General features: G+C 72.9%; 15 protein-coding genes. 6 read left to right on the top strand and 9 right to left on the bottom strand.

Annotation, left to right across the window (positions count from 1 at the left end; all coding sequences use genetic code 11):
- The first annotated feature begins 86 nt into the window (after nucleotides 1–86).
- Both QOL16_RS13305 and bla read left to right on the top strand, forming a co-directional pair.
- Nucleotides 87–1,610: a mannitol dehydrogenase family protein gene (locus QOL16_RS13305; protein ID WP_071282076.1), complete on the top strand. Its 1,524-nt coding sequence runs from the start codon at nucleotides 87–89 to the stop codon at nucleotides 1,608–1,610.
- Nucleotides 1,611–1,961: 351 nt separating this feature from the next.
- The gene (gene bla, locus QOL16_RS13300; RefSeq protein ID WP_254780151.1) at nucleotides 1,962–2,900 is read left to right on the top strand and encodes a class A beta-lactamase; all 939 of its coding nucleotides are present in this window, start codon (nucleotides 1,962–1,964) and stop codon (nucleotides 2,898–2,900) included.
- Between the two features lie 69 nt (nucleotides 2,901–2,969).
- Here the strand turns inward: bla and QOL16_RS13295 are convergent, their stop codons facing one another.
- Nucleotides 2,970–3,962, bottom strand: coding sequence for an alpha/beta hydrolase (locus QOL16_RS13295; RefSeq protein WP_071282074.1), 993 nt, complete (start codon nucleotides 3,960–3,962; stop codon nucleotides 2,970–2,972).
- Between the two features lie 200 nt (nucleotides 3,963–4,162).
- Between QOL16_RS13295 and QOL16_RS13290 the strand changes: the two genes are divergently transcribed.
- Complete coding sequence (locus tag QOL16_RS13290; protein ID WP_071282072.1) at nucleotides 4,163–6,220, top strand: transglycosylase domain-containing protein; 2,058 nt, start codon at nucleotides 4,163–4,165, stop codon at nucleotides 6,218–6,220.
- Nucleotides 6,221–6,379: 159 nt separating this feature from the next.
- On the opposite strand, the gene QOL16_RS13285 is transcribed toward QOL16_RS13290, so the two are convergent.
- The 4 genes from QOL16_RS13285 to QOL16_RS13270 all read right to left on the bottom strand — a co-directional run bounded on the left by QOL16_RS13285 (nucleotide 6,380) and on the right by QOL16_RS13270 (nucleotide 10,695).
- On the bottom strand, nucleotides 6,380–7,402 hold the full coding sequence (locus tag QOL16_RS13285; protein ID WP_083394859.1) for an ABC transporter substrate-binding protein: 1,023 nt from the start codon (nucleotides 7,400–7,402) through the stop codon (nucleotides 6,380–6,382).
- A gap of 136 nt (nucleotides 7,403–7,538) precedes the next feature.
- Complete coding sequence (locus QOL16_RS13280) at nucleotides 7,539–8,465, bottom strand: ABC transporter ATP-binding protein (protein ID WP_254780138.1); 927 nt, start codon at nucleotides 8,463–8,465, stop codon at nucleotides 7,539–7,541.
- A complete protein-coding gene (locus QOL16_RS13275; RefSeq protein WP_254780136.1) occupies nucleotides 8,462–9,547 on the bottom strand; it encodes an iron chelate uptake ABC transporter family permease subunit in 1,086 nt (361 codons plus the stop codon). Before QOL16_RS13275 ends, QOL16_RS13280 begins: the two co-directional genes overlap by 4 nt.
- Entirely contained in the window at nucleotides 9,544–10,695 is a 1,152-nt protein-coding gene (locus tag QOL16_RS13270; RefSeq protein WP_254780134.1) for an iron ABC transporter permease, read from the bottom strand. The genes QOL16_RS13275 and QOL16_RS13270 overlap by 4 nt, the downstream gene beginning before the upstream one ends.
- A 28-nt stretch (nucleotides 10,696–10,723) precedes the next feature.
- On the opposite strand from QOL16_RS13270, the gene QOL16_RS13265 reads away from it, so the two are divergent.
- Both QOL16_RS13265 and QOL16_RS13260 read left to right on the top strand, forming a co-directional pair.
- Nucleotides 10,724–11,551: a siderophore-interacting protein gene (locus QOL16_RS13265; protein ID WP_071247802.1), complete on the top strand. Its 828-nt coding sequence runs from the start codon at nucleotides 10,724–10,726 to the stop codon at nucleotides 11,549–11,551.
- 40 nt (nucleotides 11,552–11,591) lie between these two features.
- Nucleotides 11,592–11,969 (top strand): VOC family protein, encoded by a 378-nt coding sequence (locus tag QOL16_RS13260; RefSeq protein WP_065964282.1) that lies wholly within the window; start codon nucleotides 11,592–11,594, stop codon nucleotides 11,967–11,969.
- 104 nt (nucleotides 11,970–12,073) lie between these two features.
- On the opposite strand, the gene QOL16_RS13255 is transcribed toward QOL16_RS13260, so the two are convergent.
- From QOL16_RS13255 to QOL16_RS13245, 3 genes are read right to left on the bottom strand one after another with little or no spacing between them, the layout of a single operon-like run.
- Entirely contained in the window at nucleotides 12,074–12,988 is a 915-nt protein-coding gene (locus QOL16_RS13255; protein ID WP_065964280.1) for a carbohydrate ABC transporter permease, read from the bottom strand.
- Nucleotide 12,989: 1 nt separating this feature from the next.
- Nucleotides 12,990–13,955 (bottom strand): carbohydrate ABC transporter permease, encoded by a 966-nt coding sequence (locus tag QOL16_RS13250; RefSeq protein ID WP_139197509.1) that lies wholly within the window; start codon nucleotides 13,953–13,955, stop codon nucleotides 12,990–12,992.
- A 54-nt stretch (nucleotides 13,956–14,009) separates the two neighbouring features.
- A complete protein-coding gene (locus QOL16_RS13245; RefSeq protein WP_071247804.1) occupies nucleotides 14,010–15,380 on the bottom strand; it encodes an extracellular solute-binding protein in 1,371 nt (456 codons plus the stop codon).
- Nucleotides 15,381–15,644: 264 nt separating this feature from the next.
- Here QOL16_RS13245 and QOL16_RS13240 point away from each other — a divergent pair, with 264 nt between their 5' ends.
- Nucleotides 15,645–17,147 (top strand): alpha-N-arabinofuranosidase, encoded by a 1,503-nt coding sequence (locus tag QOL16_RS13240; protein WP_071282070.1) that lies wholly within the window; start codon nucleotides 15,645–15,647, stop codon nucleotides 17,145–17,147.
- Between the two features lie 429 nt (nucleotides 17,148–17,576).
- On the opposite strand, the gene QOL16_RS13235 is transcribed toward QOL16_RS13240, so the two are convergent.
- Nucleotides 17,577–18,638: a GNAT family N-acetyltransferase gene (locus QOL16_RS13235; RefSeq protein WP_083394857.1), complete on the bottom strand. Its 1,062-nt coding sequence runs from the start codon at nucleotides 18,636–18,638 to the stop codon at nucleotides 17,577–17,579.
- Between the last annotated feature and the right edge of the window lie 54 nt (nucleotides 18,639–18,692).

The following is an 18,692-nucleotide window of genomic DNA, read 5'->3' as shown; positions in this document are numbered from 1 at the left end:
CGCTGTGCAGCACGGACGTTCCGGGTGGCAGACTGATCCGTGTCCGCCGCAGCCGGTGGACCACCGCCGCGTACGAAGGAGTACCGATGCCCGTCCGCCTGTCGCCCGACACCCTCGACCAGGTCGCCGCCCTCGGCCTGCCCGTCCCGACGTACGACCGCGACGACGTCGTGCCCGGGATCGTGCACTTCGGCGTCGGCGGCTTCCACCGGGCGCACCAGGCGATGGTCGTCGACCGGCTGCTGGAGCAGGGCGAGGCCCGCGAGTACGGCATCTGCGGAGTCGGCGTGCTCGACCAGGACCGCCGGATGGCCGATGTCATGCGGGAGCAGGGCGGGCTGTACACGCTGGTCCTGCAGCACCCGGACGGGTCCCGCGAGGCACGCGTGGTCGGCAGCATCGTCGAGTACCTGCTCGCGGTGGACGACCCCGAGGCGGTGCTCGAACGGATGGCTGCACCCACCACGCGCATCGTCAGCCTGACGGTGACCGAGGGCGGGTACAACACCGACCGCGTCACCGGAGCGTTCGTCGCCGATGACCCAGGCGTCGTCGCAGACCTCGCCGGGGACACCCCGCCGCGCACCGTCTTCGGCCTCGTCACCGAGGCGCTGCGTCGTCGCCGTGACCGCGGGATCGAGCCCTTCACGGTGATGTCCTGCGACAACGTGCAGGGCAACGGACACGTCGCCCGCGCGGTGTTCACCGCGTTCGCCCGGCTGCAGGACCCGGCGTTCGGCGACTGGGTGGACGAGCACGTCGCCTTCCCGAACTCGATGGTCGACCGGATCACCCCGGGCACGACCGACGCCGACCGTGCCGTGGTGCGCGACGAGCTCGGCATCGACGACGCGTGGCCGGTCGTCGCCGAGCCGTTCTTCCAGTGGGTGCTCGAGGACGACCACCCCGCCGGTCGCCCGCCCTTCGAGCAGGCAGACGTGCAGGTCGTCGACGACGTCGAGCCGTACGAGCTCATGAAGCTCCGGCTGCTCAACGCCAGCCACCAGGCCCTGTGCTACTTCGGGTACCTGTCCGGGTACCGCTCCGCGCACGAGGCGACACAGGACCCGGCGATCGCGACGTTCCTCCGCCGGTACATGGCCGAGGAGGGCGCGCCGACGCTCCGCCCGGTCCCCGGCATCGACCTCGACGCCTACGAGGCGACGCTCCTCGACCGGTTCCGCAACCCCGAGGTGCGGGACACCCTGGCCCGCCTGTGCGCCGAGTCGAGCGACCGCATCCCGACGTGGCTGCTCCCGGTCGTCCGCGAGAACCTGGCGGCCGGCAGGCCCGTGACGCTGTCCGCCGCCGTGGTCGCGTCGTGGGCCAGGTACGCCGAGGGCACCGACGAGTCCGGCGAGCCGATCACGGTCGTCGACCGGCTGGCCGAGGACCTGCAGCGCACGGCGGCGACCCAGCGGGAGCACCGCACGGCCTTCATCGAGAACCGGGCGGTGTTCGGCGACCTCGTGGACGACGAGCGCTTCGTCGCCGCGTACCTGGACGCCCTGGACGGGCTGCTCACCGACGGCGCGCACGCGACGGTGCGCCGACTGGCCGGTGCCGGGGCCGGGGCCGGGGCCGGTGCCGGGGCCGGGCCAGGGGACTGAGGGCGACCGCGGCTGCGGTCGCTCACCGCAGGCGGCTCGTCCGCCAGGTGCGGGCGCGGCGGGCGGGCCGTCCGTCCGGCGCGGACGGTTCGCGCCGGGTCCGCCCCGCAGTGGTCGCGGGACGGCCGGGAGGCGGGGCCCACCCCCGTCCCCAGGCGTGCGTCCGACGGTCCCCGCGTCCAGGTCGGTCCCGACCCGGTCCGGCATGCTCGGCCCGTGCAGACGACGACGGCGCGGCCGACCCGCGCGCCGAGGACGGCGCGGCCGACCCGCGCGCCGAGGACGGCGCGGCCGACCCGCGCGACGAGGACGGCGCGGCCGGGTCGCCCGGCGCGCGCGACCCTGCTCGCGGTGTCCGCCGTGGCGGGGCTGCTGGCGCTCGCCGGGTGCAGCCCCGGCGGCCCTACGGCCGCACCCCGGTCGTCCGTGGCGCCGAGCGCGTCGACCACGGGCGCGCCCTCCTCGACGCCCGCTCCGGTGCCCACGGCCGACGCCGCCACCCGGCAGGCCTTCGCCGCGCTCGAGGCCCGCTCGGGTGCCCGGGTCGGTGTGGTCGCGCTCGACACCGGCGACGGGCACGCGATCGGGTACCACGCCGACGAGCGGTTCGCCTTCGCCTCGACGAACAAGGTGTTCATCGCCGCGGCCGTCCTCGACGCCGCGACCGGGTCGGACCTCGACGAGGTCGTGCACTACGACCGGGGCGACCTGCTGTCGTACGCCCCGGTGACGCGCCCCGCGGTGGACACCGGGCTGACCGTGCGGCAGCTCGTCGACGCCGCGGTCCGGTCCTCCGACAACACCGCGGCCAACCTGCTCGTCGAACGCCTCGGCGGCGTGGAGGCGGTGTCGCGCTGGCTCCGCAGCACCGGGGACGACGTGACGGACGTGTCCCGCACCGAGCCCGACCTCAACACCGCCGTGCCGGGCGACCGGCGGGACACCACGACCCCGGCGCAGTCCGCCACCGACCTGCGCGCGGTGCTGCTCGGGGACGTCCTCGACGCCGACGACCGGGCGCTGCTGCTCGGCTCGATGCGCGGGACGACGACCGGTGACGGCACGATCCGGGCCGGGGTCGACCCCGCGTGGACGGTGGCGGACAAGACCGGGACGGCGTCGTACGGCGTCCGGAACGACGTCGCGGTCGTCACGCCGCCCGGGCGGGACCCGATCGTGCTCGTCGTGATGACGTCACACCCGGCGCCGGACGCCGAGCCGTCCGACGCGCTCGTCGCCGAGGCCACCCGGACGGCGGTCGAGCGGCTCGGGGCCACGACCGGCGGCTGACCGGGACAGCGACCGGACTGGTCAGCAGCCGGACCGGCCGGCAGCTGCTCCGGCCCACAGCCGGACCCGTCAGCGGGGGAGCGAGGCCGACCAGCGGGCGACCGCGTCGTACGCCTGCTCGCGGACGGCAGGCTCGGACAGCACGACGTCGTGCAGGGCGCCGTGCAGACGACGGACGGTCACCTCGGCCCCGAGCGACAGTGCCCGTCGGGCGACCACGTCCACGTTGATCGCGACGTCCGCCCGGGCCATGCCGTCGTCCCAGCGTGGCTGGAGCATGCTCCGGTCGCTCAGCAGCACGAGCGTCGGGACGCCGATGCCGAGTCCCCGCTCGACCTGCTCCTGCCCGGCGAACACGGCGGCGAGCCAGTTCGGGTGGAGCGGGAAGCCGCGGTCCGGGCGCCACTGCTGGTCGTACGTCCACGAGCCCTCGCCCGCGGCCGAGACGGTGCGGGTGTAGAAGCCGGGGTCGACCGCCGGCAGCGGCGCGAGCGGGTTCCGCCGGGCGCCGAGCCTGATCACCGGTGCCACGAGGGCCCGGCCGACCGCGCTCGCCTGGAACTCGAGCCACGGACTGTTCAGGACCAGCCCGTCGACGAGCTCCGGGTGCCGGGCGACCCAGAGCGACAGTGTCAGCCCGCCGGTCGAGTGGCCCATCGGCACGAGCCGCCGTCGGGGTCCACCGCGGTGTTCGGCGGCGATCGCGTCGAGCGCGGCCCCGATGTCCTCGTCGTACACCGCGAGGTCGTCGACGTTGCCGGGGGTCTGGTGCGGACGCAGGCTCCGCCCGTACTTGCGCAGGTCGAGCGCGTGGAAGCGTGCCCCGAGCCGTTCGATGCGTTCGGCGAGTTCGACCTGGAAGAAGTAGTCCGACCATCCGTGCACGTAGAGCACGTCGACGCCGTGCAGCGGCCCGCGGGCGTGCAGGAGCAGGTCGTTCGGGGACCGTCGACGCCGGACGAGGGTGGCGACCACGGGTCCCTCGGCGTCCTCGCCGAGCGGCAGCTCGAGCTGCTCGAAGGGCGGGCCGAGGACGTCCTCGCGCCAGCGCCCCGTCTCCATGCCCCGAGGCTAGCCTCCGCCGCCGGTCCGGACCGGGCACGAGCGGGTCACGGACGCATCACGCGGACACCGCGGTCGGTAACGATCCGTGCCGACCCGGGCCTTTCCCAGCCCGCACCCCGTGTCCACCCCGGGAACGCGGGGTGATCGTCCGAGGAGCGCTGCGAGGGTCACCACGGACTCGACCGAGGGGGAGACACATGACGATGCGACGGGTGACCGGGGCCGCGGCCGGCTTCGTGGGCGGCAGCGTGCTGGCCGGACTGCTGGTGGGAGTCGGCGTGACGCCGGTGCTCGCGGTCGCCGGGATCGGGACGACGAGCGCGATCGACGTCTTCGACTCGATGCCCGAGTACATCGAGATCGGTGACCTGCCGACCCGCAACGAGGTCTGGGCGTACCGCGGCGGACAGCCCGTGCACCTGGCCGACGTGTGGGACCAGAACCGGCAGGAGGTCGGGCTCGACCGGATCAGCGACACCGTCGAGCACGCCGCGATCGACGGCGAGGACAAGCGGTTCCGCGAGACCGGCGGCGTCGACGCCACGAGCCTGGTCCGGTCGCTCGTCAGCGTGGTGGCCTCGGGCGGCGAGGGCGGCTCCGGCGGGTCGACGCTGACGATGCAGCTCGTCCGGAACATCAAGATCCAGGCGGCCAGCGAACTGCCGACCCAGGAGGAGCGCGACGCCGCGACGAAGGAGGCGACGAAGCGGTCGCTCGACCGCAAGCTCGGCGAGGTCAAGCTCGCGATCGGTCTGGCGAAGCGGCACACGAAGGACGAGATCCTGGCCGCGTACCTCAACATTGCCTACTTCGGCGACCAGACGTACGGCGTGCAGTCCGCGTCGCAGCACTACTACGGCAAGGACGCCGCCGACCTCAGCCCGGCCGAGGCGGCGTCGCTCGTCGCGATCGTGCAGTGGCCGGAGGAACGCGACCTGTCGACCCCGGAGCACCACGCGGCGAACCAGGCCCGCCGCGACGTCATCCTGCGGTCGATGCACCAGCAGGGACACCTCGACGACGCCGGGCTGCAGGCCGCGCTCGCCTCGACGCCGGCCGACTACGTCCGGCTCACCCCGTCGCGGCAGGGCTGCGAGTCCGCGGTCCGCGGGGCCGAGTACCTCTGCGCGTACGCGGTCGAGGTCGCGAAGGCGCTGCCGCAGCTCGGCGCGGACGACGCCGCCCGGGCGGACGCCTGGCGGAAGGGCGGACTGCGCGTGCAGACGACGCTCGACCTCGACCTCAACGACCGGCACAAGGAGCTGCTGGACCGGTACGACGGCGCCGCTCGCGCGCAGTTCGCCCTCGGCGCCACGTTCGACACCGTCGAGGCCGGTACCGGGCGCGTGCTCACGATGGCGCAGAACACCGACTACGACCGTTCCTCGACGGCCCCGCCGACGGCGACTTCGCTGAACTTCGCGACCGACGAGGCGAACGGCGGCTCGACGGGCTTCCAGGTCGGGTCGACGTACAAGATGTTCACGCTGCTCGCCTGGCTGGCCGACGGCCGGAGCCCCGACGCGGTCGTCGACGGCACCCGGCAGGCCCGGTCCTCGTGGACGCAGTGCGGCAAGCGCGTCACCACGAAGGCCTGGAACCCGAAGAACGACTCGGCGGGCCAGACCGGGCCGTACTCGGTGCGTTCGGCCACGGCCCAGTCGGTCAACGCGGCCTACGCCGACATGGCGTCGAAGCTCGACCTGTGCGACATCCGCGACGTGGCGACCCGGCTCGGCGTGCACCCCGCGACCGGCGGCGAACTGCCGGCGAACCCGGCCGCGGTGCTCGGGACGACGAGCATCGCACCGCTCACCGTGGCCGCGGCGTACGCCGGCATCGCGAACGGCGGCGTGTACTGCGCCCCGGTCGTCGTCGACCAGGTGACCGGCCGCGACGGGAAGGCCCTCGGCGGACAGCCGCGCGCCTGCTCCCGAGCGGTGTCCGCGTCGACGGCGGCGACGGCGTTCGACGTGATGCGCGGCGCCTTCCGGGGCGGGACCGCGGACGGCGGGCAGACGCCGGACGGTACGACGCTGTTCGGGAAGACCGGCACGACCGACGCCGCCGACCAGATCTGGCTCGTCGGCGGCAGTGAGCGCGCCGTCACGGCCTACTGGCAGGGGAACACCGACGGCGGCAAGGCGAACCTCCGGCGGTACGCGAACGGACAGGGCGGGAACTACGCCGGTGCGCGAGCGGCCGTCTGGCGGCAGGCGCAGACCGCGGTGAACGCCGCCCTGCCCGTCCGCTGACGCCCGGGGCCCTCGCCCCTCGTCGATGGAGCAGACGATGACGGGTCGCACGGCGCGACCCGACGTCGTCTGCTCCATCGGGGCGGTGGTGGCGACCCCGCGGACGACGGGAGGCGCGGTGCCAGCCGGCACCGCGCCTCCCGTCCGGCTCCGCCCGGGCTACGAGACCTTCTTGCTCTCCGTGAGCCAGCCCGCGAGCTTCGTCATGTAGTCGGCCTGCGACGCGTAGTCGAGGGCCGGGAACGTCCAGCTGTGCACCTGGCCGGCCCTGAGCGCCGGGTTGTCGGCGAACGTCGGCTGCTTCTCGAGGTCCGCCACCTGGTACCCCTGCTGGGAGAGCAGCAGGACGTCGCCGGTGATCTGACCGGCGTTCTCCCACGAGTAGATGCCCCAGTAGAAGCCCTTCGGCTTCGGGTCGACGAAGTCGACACCGAACGACGAGTACATCTGCAGCGTCGGCTCGTCGGACGGGCGGGTGACGTAGGCGCCGTCGCCGTCGGCGTACATCGAGACGACGGACACGTCGCTCGCCTTCGCGGCCTTCTCGAGCTCGTCCTCCGCGGCGTCGAAGCGCTTCTCGGCGGCCTCGACCTTCGACTCGGGCGCACCGAGCGACTCGGCGAGGTCGGCGATCTCCTCGATGACGTCCTCGCCCTTGCCGCCCCACTCGACCGTCGCGACGGGAGCGATGGCCTCGACCTGCTGCTGCTGCTCCTTGTCCTTGAAGCCGTACGCGGGCTGCGTCTTGTCCAGCGTGCCCTTCTCGTCGGTCGGGTACACCGAGGTGACGACGAGGTCGGGCTTCAGGGCCGCGAGCTCCTCGAGGTCGATGTCGCCGTAGGCGTCGCCGAGCTGCGTGATGCCCTTCGTGTCGAGCCCCGCGAAGCGCTTGTCCTTCGCCATCGTGAGCTGCCCGAACGTGCCGACCGGGCGCACGCCGTACTCGATGAACGAGATCGCGATGTCGTTCAGGACGACCACGCGCTTCGGGGTGTGGTCGGTCTTCACGGTGGCGCCGGTGGCGTCCCGGTACGACCACGGACCGCTCGCTGCGGAACCCTTCGCCGCACCCCCGGAGGAGTCGGCACCGTCCGATGCGGAGCAGCCGGAGAGCAGGAGGGCCGAGACGGCCACGGAGGTCACGAGGGCGGCGCGCACGGAGCCGCGGCGGAGGATCTTCACGTTAGGGGAGCCTAACCTAACTCTGTGGGTTCCGCCAGGTGCGGGGCTGCCCGGGGCCGCACGCGCGCCGCGCGCTGCCGCACGCGCTGCCGCACTCGTGCGAGCGCCGGCGCTGCCGCGCGCGTCCCACCCCTGCTCAGTGGTGCTCGTCGGCCTCGGGCACGATCATCGGCGCCCCGGTGACCGGGTCCGGCACCACCCGGGCGTGCAGCCCGAACGCCCGCTCGAGCACCGCGGGCGTGAGGACCTCCTGCGGCGTCCCGTCCGCGACCGCCCCGCCGTCGTGCAGCACCACGAGCCGGTCCGAGTAGCGCGCGGCGAGCGTCAGGTCGTGCAGCACCATGACGACCGTCGAGCCCTGCTCCCGGTTCAGCCGCCGCACGAGCCGCAGGACGTCGAGCTGGTGCGCGAGGTCGAGGTAGGTCGTCGGCTCGTCGAGCAGGAGGGTCTCGGCCTGCTGCGCGACGACCAGGGCGATCCACGCGCGCTGCCGCTGTCCACCGGACAGGCTCGCGACGTCGCGGTGCGCGACCTCGGTGAGCCCGGTGGCGGCGATCGCCCGCTCGGCGACGTCGGCGTCCTCCGCGGTCCACGGTCGCGCCCAGGCCTGGTGCGGGTTGCGGCCGCGCATGACGAGGTCGAGCACGCTCGTGCCGGCCGGCGCGACGGGGGACTGCGGCAGGATCGCGAGCCGACGTGCGACGGAGCGGGTCGGTTCCCGACGGATCGGGGTGCCGTCGAGCATGACCTCGCCGGACTGCGGCTTCAGCACGCGCCCGAAGGCCTTGAGCAGCGTCGACTTCCCGCAGCCGTTCGCACCGAGGAACGTCGTGACGGTCCCGCGCTCGATCCGCAGGTCCAGGTCGCGCAGGACCGGCTCGCGGTCGTAGCCGACGGACAGGCCGCGTGCCTCGAGCACGGGGACCCCGCCGGGAGGCGCGGTGCGGGTCGGTGCGTCGGCGTGCGTCGACGGGGTGGTCGCGTCGGCGCCGGGGGCGGCCGGGTGGCCCCGTCCGTCGGCTCCGGTCGCCGTGGACGGGTCGGTCGCGCTGCGTGCGGTCATCGGGACATCTCCTTGCGGTGCCGGACGAGGAGCCAGATCAGGTAGGGGGCGCCGACGACGGTCGTGACGATGCCGACGGGCACCTGCCAGGGGAACGCGGAGCGGGCGAGCAGGTCGGCCCCGAGCACGAGGACGGCACCGAGGGCCCCGGCGAGCAGCAGCGGCGGGCGGTTCGTGCCCGCGAGGCGCAGCGCGACCTGGGGCACGACGAACGCCACGAACCCGATCGGCCCGGCGGCGGCGACCGCGGCGGCGGTGAGCACGACGGCGAGCACGATGACGAGCAGCCGGTGCCGCTGCACCCCGAGCCCGACGCCGGTGGCGACCTCGTCCCCGAGCTGACCGGTGCCGAGGGCCGCACTCGTGGCGAGGGCGAGCGGCACCGCGACGGCGGCGACCACGAGCAGCGGCCACACCGCCGACCACGAGGTGCTCGACAGGCTGCCGACGAGCCACTGCGAGGCCGCGGTCGCGATCGTGATCTTCGCGCGGACGAGCAGGTAGCTCGTGACCGCGTCGAGCGTCGCGCTCACACCGATGCCGACGAGGACGAGCCGGTAGCTCTGCACCCCGCCGCGCCACCCGAAGCCGTACACGGCCGCGGCGGCGACGAGCGCACCGATCGTCGCCGCGACCGGGATGCCGCCGCCGAGGACGATCGAGGACACCGAGTACGACCCGCCGCCGAGCACGATCGCGGCGACCGCGCCGACGCTCGCGCCCGCGGTGACGCCGATGATGTCCGGGGTGCCGAGCGGGTTGCGCGTGACGGTCTGCGTCAGGGCTCCGGCGACGCCGAGCACGAGGCCGACGAGGGCGCCGGTGAGCACGCGGGGCAGGCGCAGGGTCGTGACGATGAAGCCCTCGGGGCCGTCCTCGGCGCCGAGCAGCGCGCGGACGACGGTGGCGGGGGCGATCCAGGTGCTGCCGATCGCGACGCCGAGGACCACGAGGACGAGGGCCGCCACGAGCGCACCGACCGTGTACCAGAGCACCCGGGGGCGCCAGGCGAGCCCGACCGGACCGACGCGCACGCCGCGGCGGCCGGGGACGACCTCGGGGCTGCGGGTCGTGGCGTTCACAGCGACACCAGCGATCGACGGCGGGCGACGGCGACGAAGACCGGTCCGCCGATGACGGCGAGGACGATGCCGACCTCGACCTCGGAGAACCCGCCGACCAGCCGCCCGACCACGTCGGCGACGAGCACGAGGGCCGCGCCGACGAGGGCGCTCACCGGCAGGGTCCAGCGGTGCCCGGTGCCGACCAGCGCGCGGGCGACGTGCGGGACGGTGAGGCCGACGAAGCCGATCGGCCCGGCGGCGGCGGTCGACCCCGCGGCGAGGAGCGTGATGCCGCCGAGGCCGACGAGCCGCGCGACGAGCACGTTCTCGCCGAGGCCCCTGGCCAGCTCCGCACCGAGCCCGAGGGCGTCGAGCGACCGGACGTTCGCCACCGCGAGGGCGAGTCCGACGAGGAGGAACGGGGCGGCGGCGGCCAGGACGTCGAGCTGCCGGGCCGCGAGCGAGCCGACCACCCACAGGCGGTACGCGTCGAGCGACTGCTGGTCGGTGAGCACGATGAAGGACGTCACGGCGCCGAGCAGCGCCGACACCGCGGCGCCGGCCAGTGCGAGTGGAACGGGGCTCGCGGTGCCGCTGCCGGCGATCGTGACCGAGAAGACGACGACGCTCGCGACGACCGCACCCGCGAGGGCGAACCACACGGTCGCGCCCGTGCTCGTCACCCCGAAGACGTAGACCCCGAGCACGACCGCCAGGCCGGCACCGGACGAGACGCCGAACAGCCCGGGGTCGGCGAGCGGGTTGCGGGTGTGCCCCTGCATGAGCAGACCGGCGATCCCGAGTGCGGCTCCCACCGCGGCCCCGATCAGGGTGCGGGGGATGCGTGACCCCCAGACGACGGCCTCGGTCGTGCTCGACCCGGTGCGGGTCAGCCCCGCGAGGACCTGGTCGACCCCGAGCCGGTTGCTGCCGAAGAGCAGGCTCGCGACGGCGGCCAGCAGCAGGACGACGACCAGGGCCGCGACGACCGCGACCCGGCGTCGGACCGCGGCACGGTGCACCCCGAGGGCCGCGACGCCGGTGCCGCCGACCCGCGCTGCGCCGGGAGCCGCCGCGCCGGGCGTCCGGGGGCCCGGAGCCGCCGCCGGGGACGCCGGACGGCGGTCCGCCGGGGTCGGCGTCGTCAGGGGATCGGGGGCTGGCACGCGGACCAGCTTAGGGTAGCCTTGCCTCATGGCGAAGACCCCGCGGCTCCTCCCCGAGAACCCCGCCCTGTTCCGGGCCCGCGTCGTCCGGAGCGTCCGCCACACCCCGTCGATCCAGCGCGTGACCGTCACCGGAGCCGACCTGCACGCCTTCCCGTTCCTCGGCTTCGACCACTGGTTCCGCCTGTTCGTGCCCCGCCCCGACCAGGACGGCTTCCGCATGCCGGACCTCGACGGGCGCCGCTGGTGGCCGTCGTTCCTCGCGATCCCCGAGGCCGTCCGACCGCACTGCGCGAACTACACGGTCGCGGCCTTCCGCCCCGACGCGGCCGAGCTCGACGTCGACTTCGTGGTGCACTGCGACCGTGACGGCGAGCCCGAGGGCCGCGCCGCGATCTGGGCCAGCGCCGCCCGACCCGGCGACGAGCTCGCGCTCCTCGACCAGGGCTGCATCTTCGACTGCCCGCCCGACACGAGCGAGGTCGTCATCGCCGCCGAGGAGACCGGCCTGCCCGGCGTCGTCGGCATCGCCGCGTCGCTGCCGCGCGACACGGTCGGCCGCATCATCCAGGAGGTCCCGACCGCCGGCGACGTGCGCGAGCTCGACGCGCCGGCCGGCGTCGTCGTGACCTGGATCGTCCGCGACGAGACCGAGCACGACGTCCCGGGGCACGCGGCGCTCGCCGAACTCCAGCGGCACGTCCCCTCCGACGACCGCGGGTACGCCTTCGTCGTGGGGGAGTCCCGCCTGGCCACCGAGGGGCGTCGGCACCTGCACCGGGCCGGGCTGCCCAAGGACCGCATCACGTTCTCGGGGTTCTGGAAGCACGACGCCCGGCAGGTCGTCCCCGCCTGAGCTCCGGTCGACCGCGTCCCGCGACGAGTACGGTCGCGGCATGAGCAGCCGACTGAGCGAACTGGTGCTGAACTGTCACGACCCCGAGGAGCTGTCGCGCTTCTGGTGCGCCGTGCTGGGCTACGTCGAACTCGGCAAGGACGAGGACGGCATCGAGATCGGGCCCGAGTCCGGGTTCGGGGGAGCGGCCCCGACGATCATCCTGTCGAAGGTCGAGCACGCGAAGGCGCAGCCCCTCCGCCTGCACATCGACGTCTCGCCCGTCGACCGCGACCAGGACGCCGAGCTGGAACGCCTGCTCGGCCTCGGTGCGCGGCCGGCCGACATCGGGCAGACCGGCGAGGAGTCGTGGCACGTCCTGCAGGACCCCGAGGGCAACGAGTTCTGCCTGCTGCGCAGGCGCCTCGACCCGCTCTGAGACCCGCGCCGCCGGCGCGACCGCACGTCGTGGACGCGACCGGACGACGGACGGGAGGCGCGGTGCCAGCCGGCACCGCGCCTCCCGTCCGTCCCGGGGTCGCGTCAGCCCTTGAGGCCGGACCCCGTCACGCCCTCGACGATCTGCCGCTGGAAGATCAGGTAGAGGATGATGAGCGGCAGCGCCGCCAGGATCGCCCCGGCCTGGATGTCCGCGTAGCGCTGACCGAAGCTGCCCTGGACCGTGGCGAGCCCGACCGGGATCGTCATGAGGTCCGGGTTCGACAGCACGAACAGCGGCAGCAGCAGGTTGTTCCACACCCCGACGAACGTCAGGATCGCCACGGCGGCGATGACCGGACGCGACAGCGGCAGGATGACCGACCAGTAGATCTTCCACATGCCCGCACCGTCGATGCGCGCGGCCTCCTCGAGCTCCTTCGGGATGCCGTCGAAGAACTGCTTGAAGATGAACACCGCGATCACGGCGGGTACCTGCGGGAAGATCACCGACCAGTAGGTGTTCAGCAGGTTGACCGCGTTGAGCTCCTGGAAGATCGGGATGATCAGGACCTGCGTCGGGATCATGATGCCCAGGATGATGAGCAGGAACGCGACGTTGCGGCCGCGGAACGCCAGGCGGGACAGCGCGAACGCCGCCATCGAGGCGAACAGCACCGTCAGCGCCGTGGTGAACAAGCTCGTGATCCCGCTGGCGAGGTACCAGTTCCAGATGTCCCCGGCCTGGAACAGCGACGCGTAGGAGTGCAGCGTCGGGTTCCAGTTCGACAGGATCGAGTTCGCGCCCAGTGCGGCGACGCCGTTGTCGGACAGCGAGGTCTTCAGCGCGAACAGGCTCGGGATGAGCCAGATGATCGCGAAGACGGTCAGGATGATGCCCGACGCGATCGTGAAGCCGCGTCCGCTGACGCCGATCTTCGCGGCGCTCGTCGGGGCGGCCGACGAGACGCCGGACCGGTACTTCGGGCGGCCGGTCGTGATGCTCTCGGTGGCGGTCATGTCAGGCACCGATCTCTCGCTTGGCGGCAGCGCGCTCGACGAGCTGCCGGATGACCGCGATCGCGACGATCACGATGAACAGGAGCACCGAGGCGGCCGATGCCGCACCGAGGCGGTTGTCGGTGAAGCCGACGCCCGTGATGAGCTGCAGCGAGACCTGGGTCGAGATGCCCGGGCCGCCGTTCGTCATCAGGTAGACCTGGTCGAAGATCTTCAGGCTCGCGATGATCTGGAGCAGGATCACCAGGGTCGTCGTGCGGCCGAGCAGCGGCAGCGTGATCGACTTGATCTGCTGCCAGTTCGAGGCGCCGTCGACGGCCGCGGCCTCGTACAGCTCACGGGGGATCTCCTGCAGGCCGGCCAGGTACAGCACGAAGTTGAACCCGAGCGTCCACCAGATCGTGGCGATCGCGACGCCGATCATCGCGGTGTTCGGGCTGGACAGCATCCCGGAGCCCGGGGTCATCCCGATCGCGGTCTGCAGGCTCGCCCACAGGCCGGTCGACGGCGTGAAGATGAACACCCAGATGAGCGAGATCGTCGCCGACGGCAGGATGAACGGCAGGAAGAACGCCAGGCGGAAGAACCACTGGCCGCGGTTCATCCGGTTCGTCAGCACGGCGAACACGAACGCCAGGATGACGAGCGGCGGCGTCGTGTACAGCGTGAACTGCAGGGTGTGCCAGAGCGACGACCAGAAGTCGGCGCGTCCGAGCATCTCGGCGTAGTTCGCGAACCCGGCGAAGCTGCCGAGCCCGGTGCGGACGGTCGAGGTGTTGAAGAAGCTGGTGACGATCATCCAGACCGTCGGCCCCAGCAGGAAGGCCAGGTAGAAGAGTCCGAACGGGGCGAGGAACAGCCAGCCGGAGCGGCCCTGCCCGCGGTTCGTCGAGTTGACGCGGGAGCGGGTCCGGCCGGTGATCGACGCGGCGTCGGCGGGACGGGTGAGAACGGGTGCAGCGGTCACGTCATCGTGCCTCTCGTGCGGGGGCCACAGGGATCGAGGGGGTCGCGGGCCGCATCACAGCGGGCTCGGGGTGTCGAGGTAGGTCTGGAGTTGCCCCTTGATGGCACTGAGCGCGCTGGCCGGGGTGGAGCTGCCCTGCTGCACGAGGGCGAGCTGGGCGCCGACGATGCCTTCGAACGTGGAGCCGGACCCGCCGTACCAGGCGGGGTCGTCGAACACGGCGGTCTCGGCGGCCGACGCGTAGTTCGACTGCGGCTTGAGGTCCTTGTAGGCGGTGCTGTCGAACGTCGGCATGTAGGCGGGGACGTGCCCGCCCTCGGCCCAGGTGAGGCTCTGCTCGAGCATCTGCTTGATGAAGAGCAGGTGCGCCTTGCGCTGCTCGGGCGTGCGGTCCTTCTTCGGCAGGATGAACGTGTGCGAGTCGGCCTGGGTGGCCGGCTTGTCGAACAGCTGCGGGATCGGCACCATGCCGAACTTCAGCCCCTTGATGGACTGGGCGGTGCTGATCTCCCACTCGCCCTGCATGAAGAACCCGGCCTTGCCGTCGAACATCAGCGACTGCGCCGTGGCGTAGTCGAGCGCCTTGTTCATCCAGCCGTTCTGCACCCACTTCTGGGTCATCTCGGTGACCTTGGTGTAGGCGTCCTCGTTGACGGTGAGCTTCGCGCCGCCGTCGCTGATGAACGGCGTCGCGCCCTCGATCTGGTTGTACATCGTCCAGAAGAACCGCCACGGGGTCGCGGTCTCGGGCACCACGTTCGCGACGTTGAGCGCGGTGCCGCCGGTGACCTTCGCGACCGCGGCGAGCGCGGCCTCGAAGGCCTCGAGCCCGTTCAGGTCCTTGAGCTCGCCGTCCGCGCCGATCAGGCCCGCCTTCTGGCACACGTCAACGTTGTAGAACAGCACGAAGGGGTGCGTGTCGAGCGGGACGCAGATGTTCTTGCCGTCGGTCTTCTGGGCCGACCACGCCTTCTGGTTGAAGTCGCTCGCGCTGAGGCCGACGCTCGCGAGGTCCTCGGACGTGATGGCGTCGAGCAGCCCGCCGTCCCAGAGCGGCTTCGCCCGGGTGAGGTGCGCGATCGCGACGTCCGGCGGCTTGTTCCCGACGGTGGCCAGTGTCACCTTCGAGTAGTACGGGTTGCCCCAGGCGAACGTCGTGGCCTGCAGCGAGGACGAACCGCCGTGCTGCTTCGCGTAGCCGGCCTCCATCGCCTGCATGCGGAGACCGTCACCGCCGCCGAACAGGTTCCAGAAGACGAGCGTCTCCGGGTTGAGCGGGGCGCCGGCGATCCCCGCGGCGAGGGGACTGGCGCAGGCGGCGAGGGGGAGCACCGCTGCTCCCGCTGCGGCACCGGCGAGGAGGCTGCGCCGTGTGAAGGCGCCGCCGCGTGGGGGCGGGGTGGGTACAACGGATCGGATCGGCATGGCATCACTCCATCGGGACGGGCCGAGCGGAGCAGGGTCGGTGCTCCGTGAGCGCTCACACTAGTGCTGGGTCGGACGTCGCGCCAGCCTTTTCGTGAACGTCACGACGACCGTGCGCGTCCCCTTCCGTGTCCGGCCCCGAGCCGCTAGCGTCGTCCGTGTCGTGAGCGCTCACGCAGGCCGACGGACGCCGATCGGACCTCCCCACGCGTGACCCGCTCCCGCCACGTGCAGCACCAGCCCCCAGCAGATCGAAGGAGATCCATGCCTCGCACTCACCTCGTCCTCGACAGCGCGTTCACCGTGGGGCCGGTGCGCCGTCGGCTGTTCGGCGGGTTCGTCGAGCACCTCGGTCGTCACGTCTACGACGGCATCCACGAGCCCGCGCACGAGACCGCCGACGAGCACGGCTTCCGGAAGGACGTCGTCGAGCTCGTCAAGGAGCTCGGCGTCTCGGCCATCCGCTACCCGGGCGGCAACTTCGTGTCGGGCTACAAGTGGGAGGACGGCGTCGGCCCGGTCGAGCAGCGCCCCCGTCGCCTCGACCTCGCGTGGCACTCCACCGAGACGAACGAGGTCGGCCTGCACGAGTTCCAGCACTGGCTCGACCAGGTCGGTTCCGAGCTCATGCTCGCCGTGAACCTCGGCACGCGCGGGACGCAGGAGGCCATCGAGCTCCTCGAGTACGCGAACATCGACGCCGGTACCGCGCTGAGCGAGTACCGCCGCTCGAACGGCCGTCATGAGCCCTTCGCCATCAAGATGTGGTGCCTCGGCAACGAGATGGACGGCCCGTGGCAGCTCGGCCACAAGAACGCCGAGGACTACGGCAAGCTCGCCGCGATGACCGCGAAGGCCATGCGGCAGATCCAGCCCGACCTCGAGCTCGTCGCGTGCGGGTCCTCCGGGGCGTCGATGCCGACGTTCGGCGAGTGGGAGCGCACGGTCCTCGAGCACACCTACGACGACGTCGACTACATCTCGGCGCACGCCTACTACGAGGAGGACGACGACATGTCCTCGTTCCTGGCCTCGGGCGTGAACATGGACCACTTCATCGACACGGTCACGACCGCCGCCGACCACGTCAAGGCGCACAAGAAGTCCGACAAGCGGATCGACATCTCGTTCGACGAGTGGAACGTCTGGTCGATCAAGCGCTGGGAGGCGCAGCAGAAGACCTTCGAACTGCAGGACTGGCCGGTCGCCCCGCGCCTCCTCGAGGACGTCTACACGGTCGCCGACGCGGTCGTCGTCGGTGGGCTGCTCATCTCGCTGCTCCGCCACGCCGACCGCGTCGCGTCGGCGAGCCTCGCGCAGCTCGTCAACGTGATCGGCCCGATCATGACCGAGCCCGGTGGTCCGGCCTGGCGCCAGACGACGTTCTTCCCGTTCTCGCTGACCTCGCGTCTGGCGAACGGCACGTCGCTGCAGGTCAAGGCCTCCGGTGACACCGTCGACGGCGGCAAGTACGGCGAGGTCCCCGTCGTCGACTCGGCCGCGACGGTCGAGGACGGCACGGCCGCGGTGTTCCTCGTGAACCGCAGCCAGACCGAGTCCACCACGGTCACGATCGACCTCGCCGGCATCGGCGTCGAGGGTGACGTGCACGCCGAGGGCGTGTGGGACGACGACGTGCACGCGGTCAACGACCTCGGGAACCGCGAGCGGGTCGCACTGCGCACGAACGAGACGGTCCGTCGCGAGGGCGACACCGTCACGATCGAGCTGCCGCCGGTCTCCTGGACCGCGGTGTCGATCGGCTGACCCCACCGTGCCCGGTCCGCCCGGGCACGGTGCACAGGTGCCTCGGCGAGCGCCACGGTGAGCGTCGAGTGAGCACGGAGGGCGTCGGTCCGCGCGAGCGGGCCGGCGCCCTTCCGCTGTGCGCGCAGGCCGATCGCGGTCTGAGCGTCCGCTGGGCGCAGTCCGGACTTGACCCGGGCGTCCGCCGGAGGCATCCTCGCAACGGCAGCGTCGCAGTGGAGGATCAGGTCCCGGCGGCGCGGCGGGTGCCGGGGTCCGTGTTCGGGTCACGCCCGGTGCTCGGTGGCCGCGGTCCGTCGCACGGACCGCGGCCACCCGTCCCGGCCCTCCCGGCCCTCCCGGCCCTCCCGGTCCGGTCGTCCCGGTCGTCCGGCCCGCTCGGTCCGGACGCCCGCCGCTCCGACGTCCCCGCCGTGCGCGACCCCGACGTCACCGCGCCGCGCGGGCCCGCTCCCGGATCGCCGTGACGACCTCGGTCTTCGCGTCGGCGTACGCGTTCGTGTCGTCCCACGTGCGCTCCACGAGCGCGCGCTTCACCGCCTCGTACCGCTGCCGGTCGTCGGGGTCGCGGCGCAGCTGGTCGCGCAGGAGCAGGTAGTCCTCGATCGCCGTCGCGCCGCGGTCGTAGACGTGCACGTGGGTGTCGCGGGTCGGCGTCCGGACGAGCCGGTGGCCCGGTTCGCGGACGCGCAGCTCGTACCCGGCGTCGAGCAGGGGGCGCAGCCAGGCGTCCTCGTCGGTGACGTCCGGGACCGCGACGACGATGTCGACGATCGGCTTGGCGGCCAGCCCGGGGACCGCCGTCGACCCGATGTGCTCGACCTGGACCGGCAGGTCCGCGAGCGCCGCGGTGATCCGGTCGCGGTGCTCCCGGTAGCGGTCGGCCCACGCCGGGTCGTGCTCGTGCATGCCGACCGTGAGCGGCTCGGGTCCGCCGACGATGTCGACCGTGTCGACGTCCGGTGCGTGGCGCGCGCCGGTGCGGATCCACCAGCGCTGGAGCCGGTGGTCGTCGGGGCCGGGGACCTCGTCCTGCAGGCGGCCGCCGGCGCGCTGGATCGTGCGGCGGGATGCGGGGTTCGCGGCGTCGCAGGTGACCAGGAGCTCGGGCATGCCGCGCTCGGCGGCCAGCACGACGACCCGGGCGAGTGCCTCGGCGGCCAGGCCCCGACCGCGGGCGGAGGGACGGACGCCGTAGCCGACGTGGCCACCGGTCTCGCGGAGGAAGTCGTTCAGTTCGTGCCGGAGGGCGATGCTGCCGAGGTACTCGTCGCCCTCGACGAGCCAGCGGTACGTGCACGTCACGTGGTTCGGGCTCGCGGGCGTGGTCTCCTCGTCGAGGAGCTGCCCGACCCACTCGTCGAAGCCCGCGCGGTCGGTCAGGGCGTCGGCGTCGCGGATGCCGGCACCGTCCTGGTGGGCGCCGTCCCACTCGTCGAGGGCGCGGCGGAACGACGGGAAGTACCGGGTGGCGGGGGCGACGAGTTCCATCCGACGAGCCTAGGGGACGGGTGGCGCCGACCGCCCCCGCGGCGGTGCCGATCG

The sequence above is a fragment of the Curtobacterium sp. MCBA15_004 genome (assembly GCF_001865055.2).
In the GTDB taxonomy this organism is placed as follows: Bacteria; Actinomycetota; Actinomycetes; order Actinomycetales; family Microbacteriaceae; genus Curtobacterium.
Note: the sequence above shows the minus strand (reverse complement) of the source record. Positions and strands in the feature narration are given on the sequence as shown.

Excerpts from the sequence above, each read along its gene's own strand:
- QOL16_RS13305 (WP_071282076.1), top strand. The coding sequence starts at position 87 with ATGCCCGTCCGCCTGTCGCCCGACACCCTCGACCAGGTCGCCGCCCTC.
- QOL16_RS13295 (WP_071282074.1), bottom strand. The coding sequence starts at position 3,962 with ATGGAGACGGGGCGCTGGCGCGAGGACGTCCTCGGCCCGCCCTTCGAG.
- QOL16_RS13290 (WP_071282072.1), top strand. The coding sequence starts at position 4,163 with ATGACGATGCGACGGGTGACCGGGGCCGCGGCCGGCTTCGTGGGCGGC.
- QOL16_RS13280 (WP_254780138.1), bottom strand. The coding sequence starts at position 8,465 with ATGACCGCACGCAGCGCGACCGACCCGTCCACGGCGACCGGAGCCGAC.
- QOL16_RS13265 (WP_071247802.1), top strand. The coding sequence starts at position 10,724 with ATGGCGAAGACCCCGCGGCTCCTCCCCGAGAACCCCGCCCTGTTCCGG.
- QOL16_RS13260 (WP_065964282.1), top strand. The coding sequence starts at position 11,592 with ATGAGCAGCCGACTGAGCGAACTGGTGCTGAACTGTCACGACCCCGAG.
- QOL16_RS13255 (WP_065964280.1), bottom strand. The coding sequence starts at position 12,988 with ATGACCGCCACCGAGAGCATCACGACCGGCCGCCCGAAGTACCGGTCC.
- QOL16_RS13245 (WP_071247804.1), bottom strand. The coding sequence starts at position 15,380 with ATGCCGATCCGATCCGTTGTACCCACCCCGCCCCCACGCGGCGGCGCC.
- QOL16_RS13240 (WP_071282070.1), top strand. The coding sequence starts at position 15,645 with ATGCCTCGCACTCACCTCGTCCTCGACAGCGCGTTCACCGTGGGGCCG.
- QOL16_RS13235 (WP_083394857.1), bottom strand. The coding sequence starts at position 18,638 with ATGGAACTCGTCGCCCCCGCCACCCGGTACTTCCCGTCGTTCCGCCGC.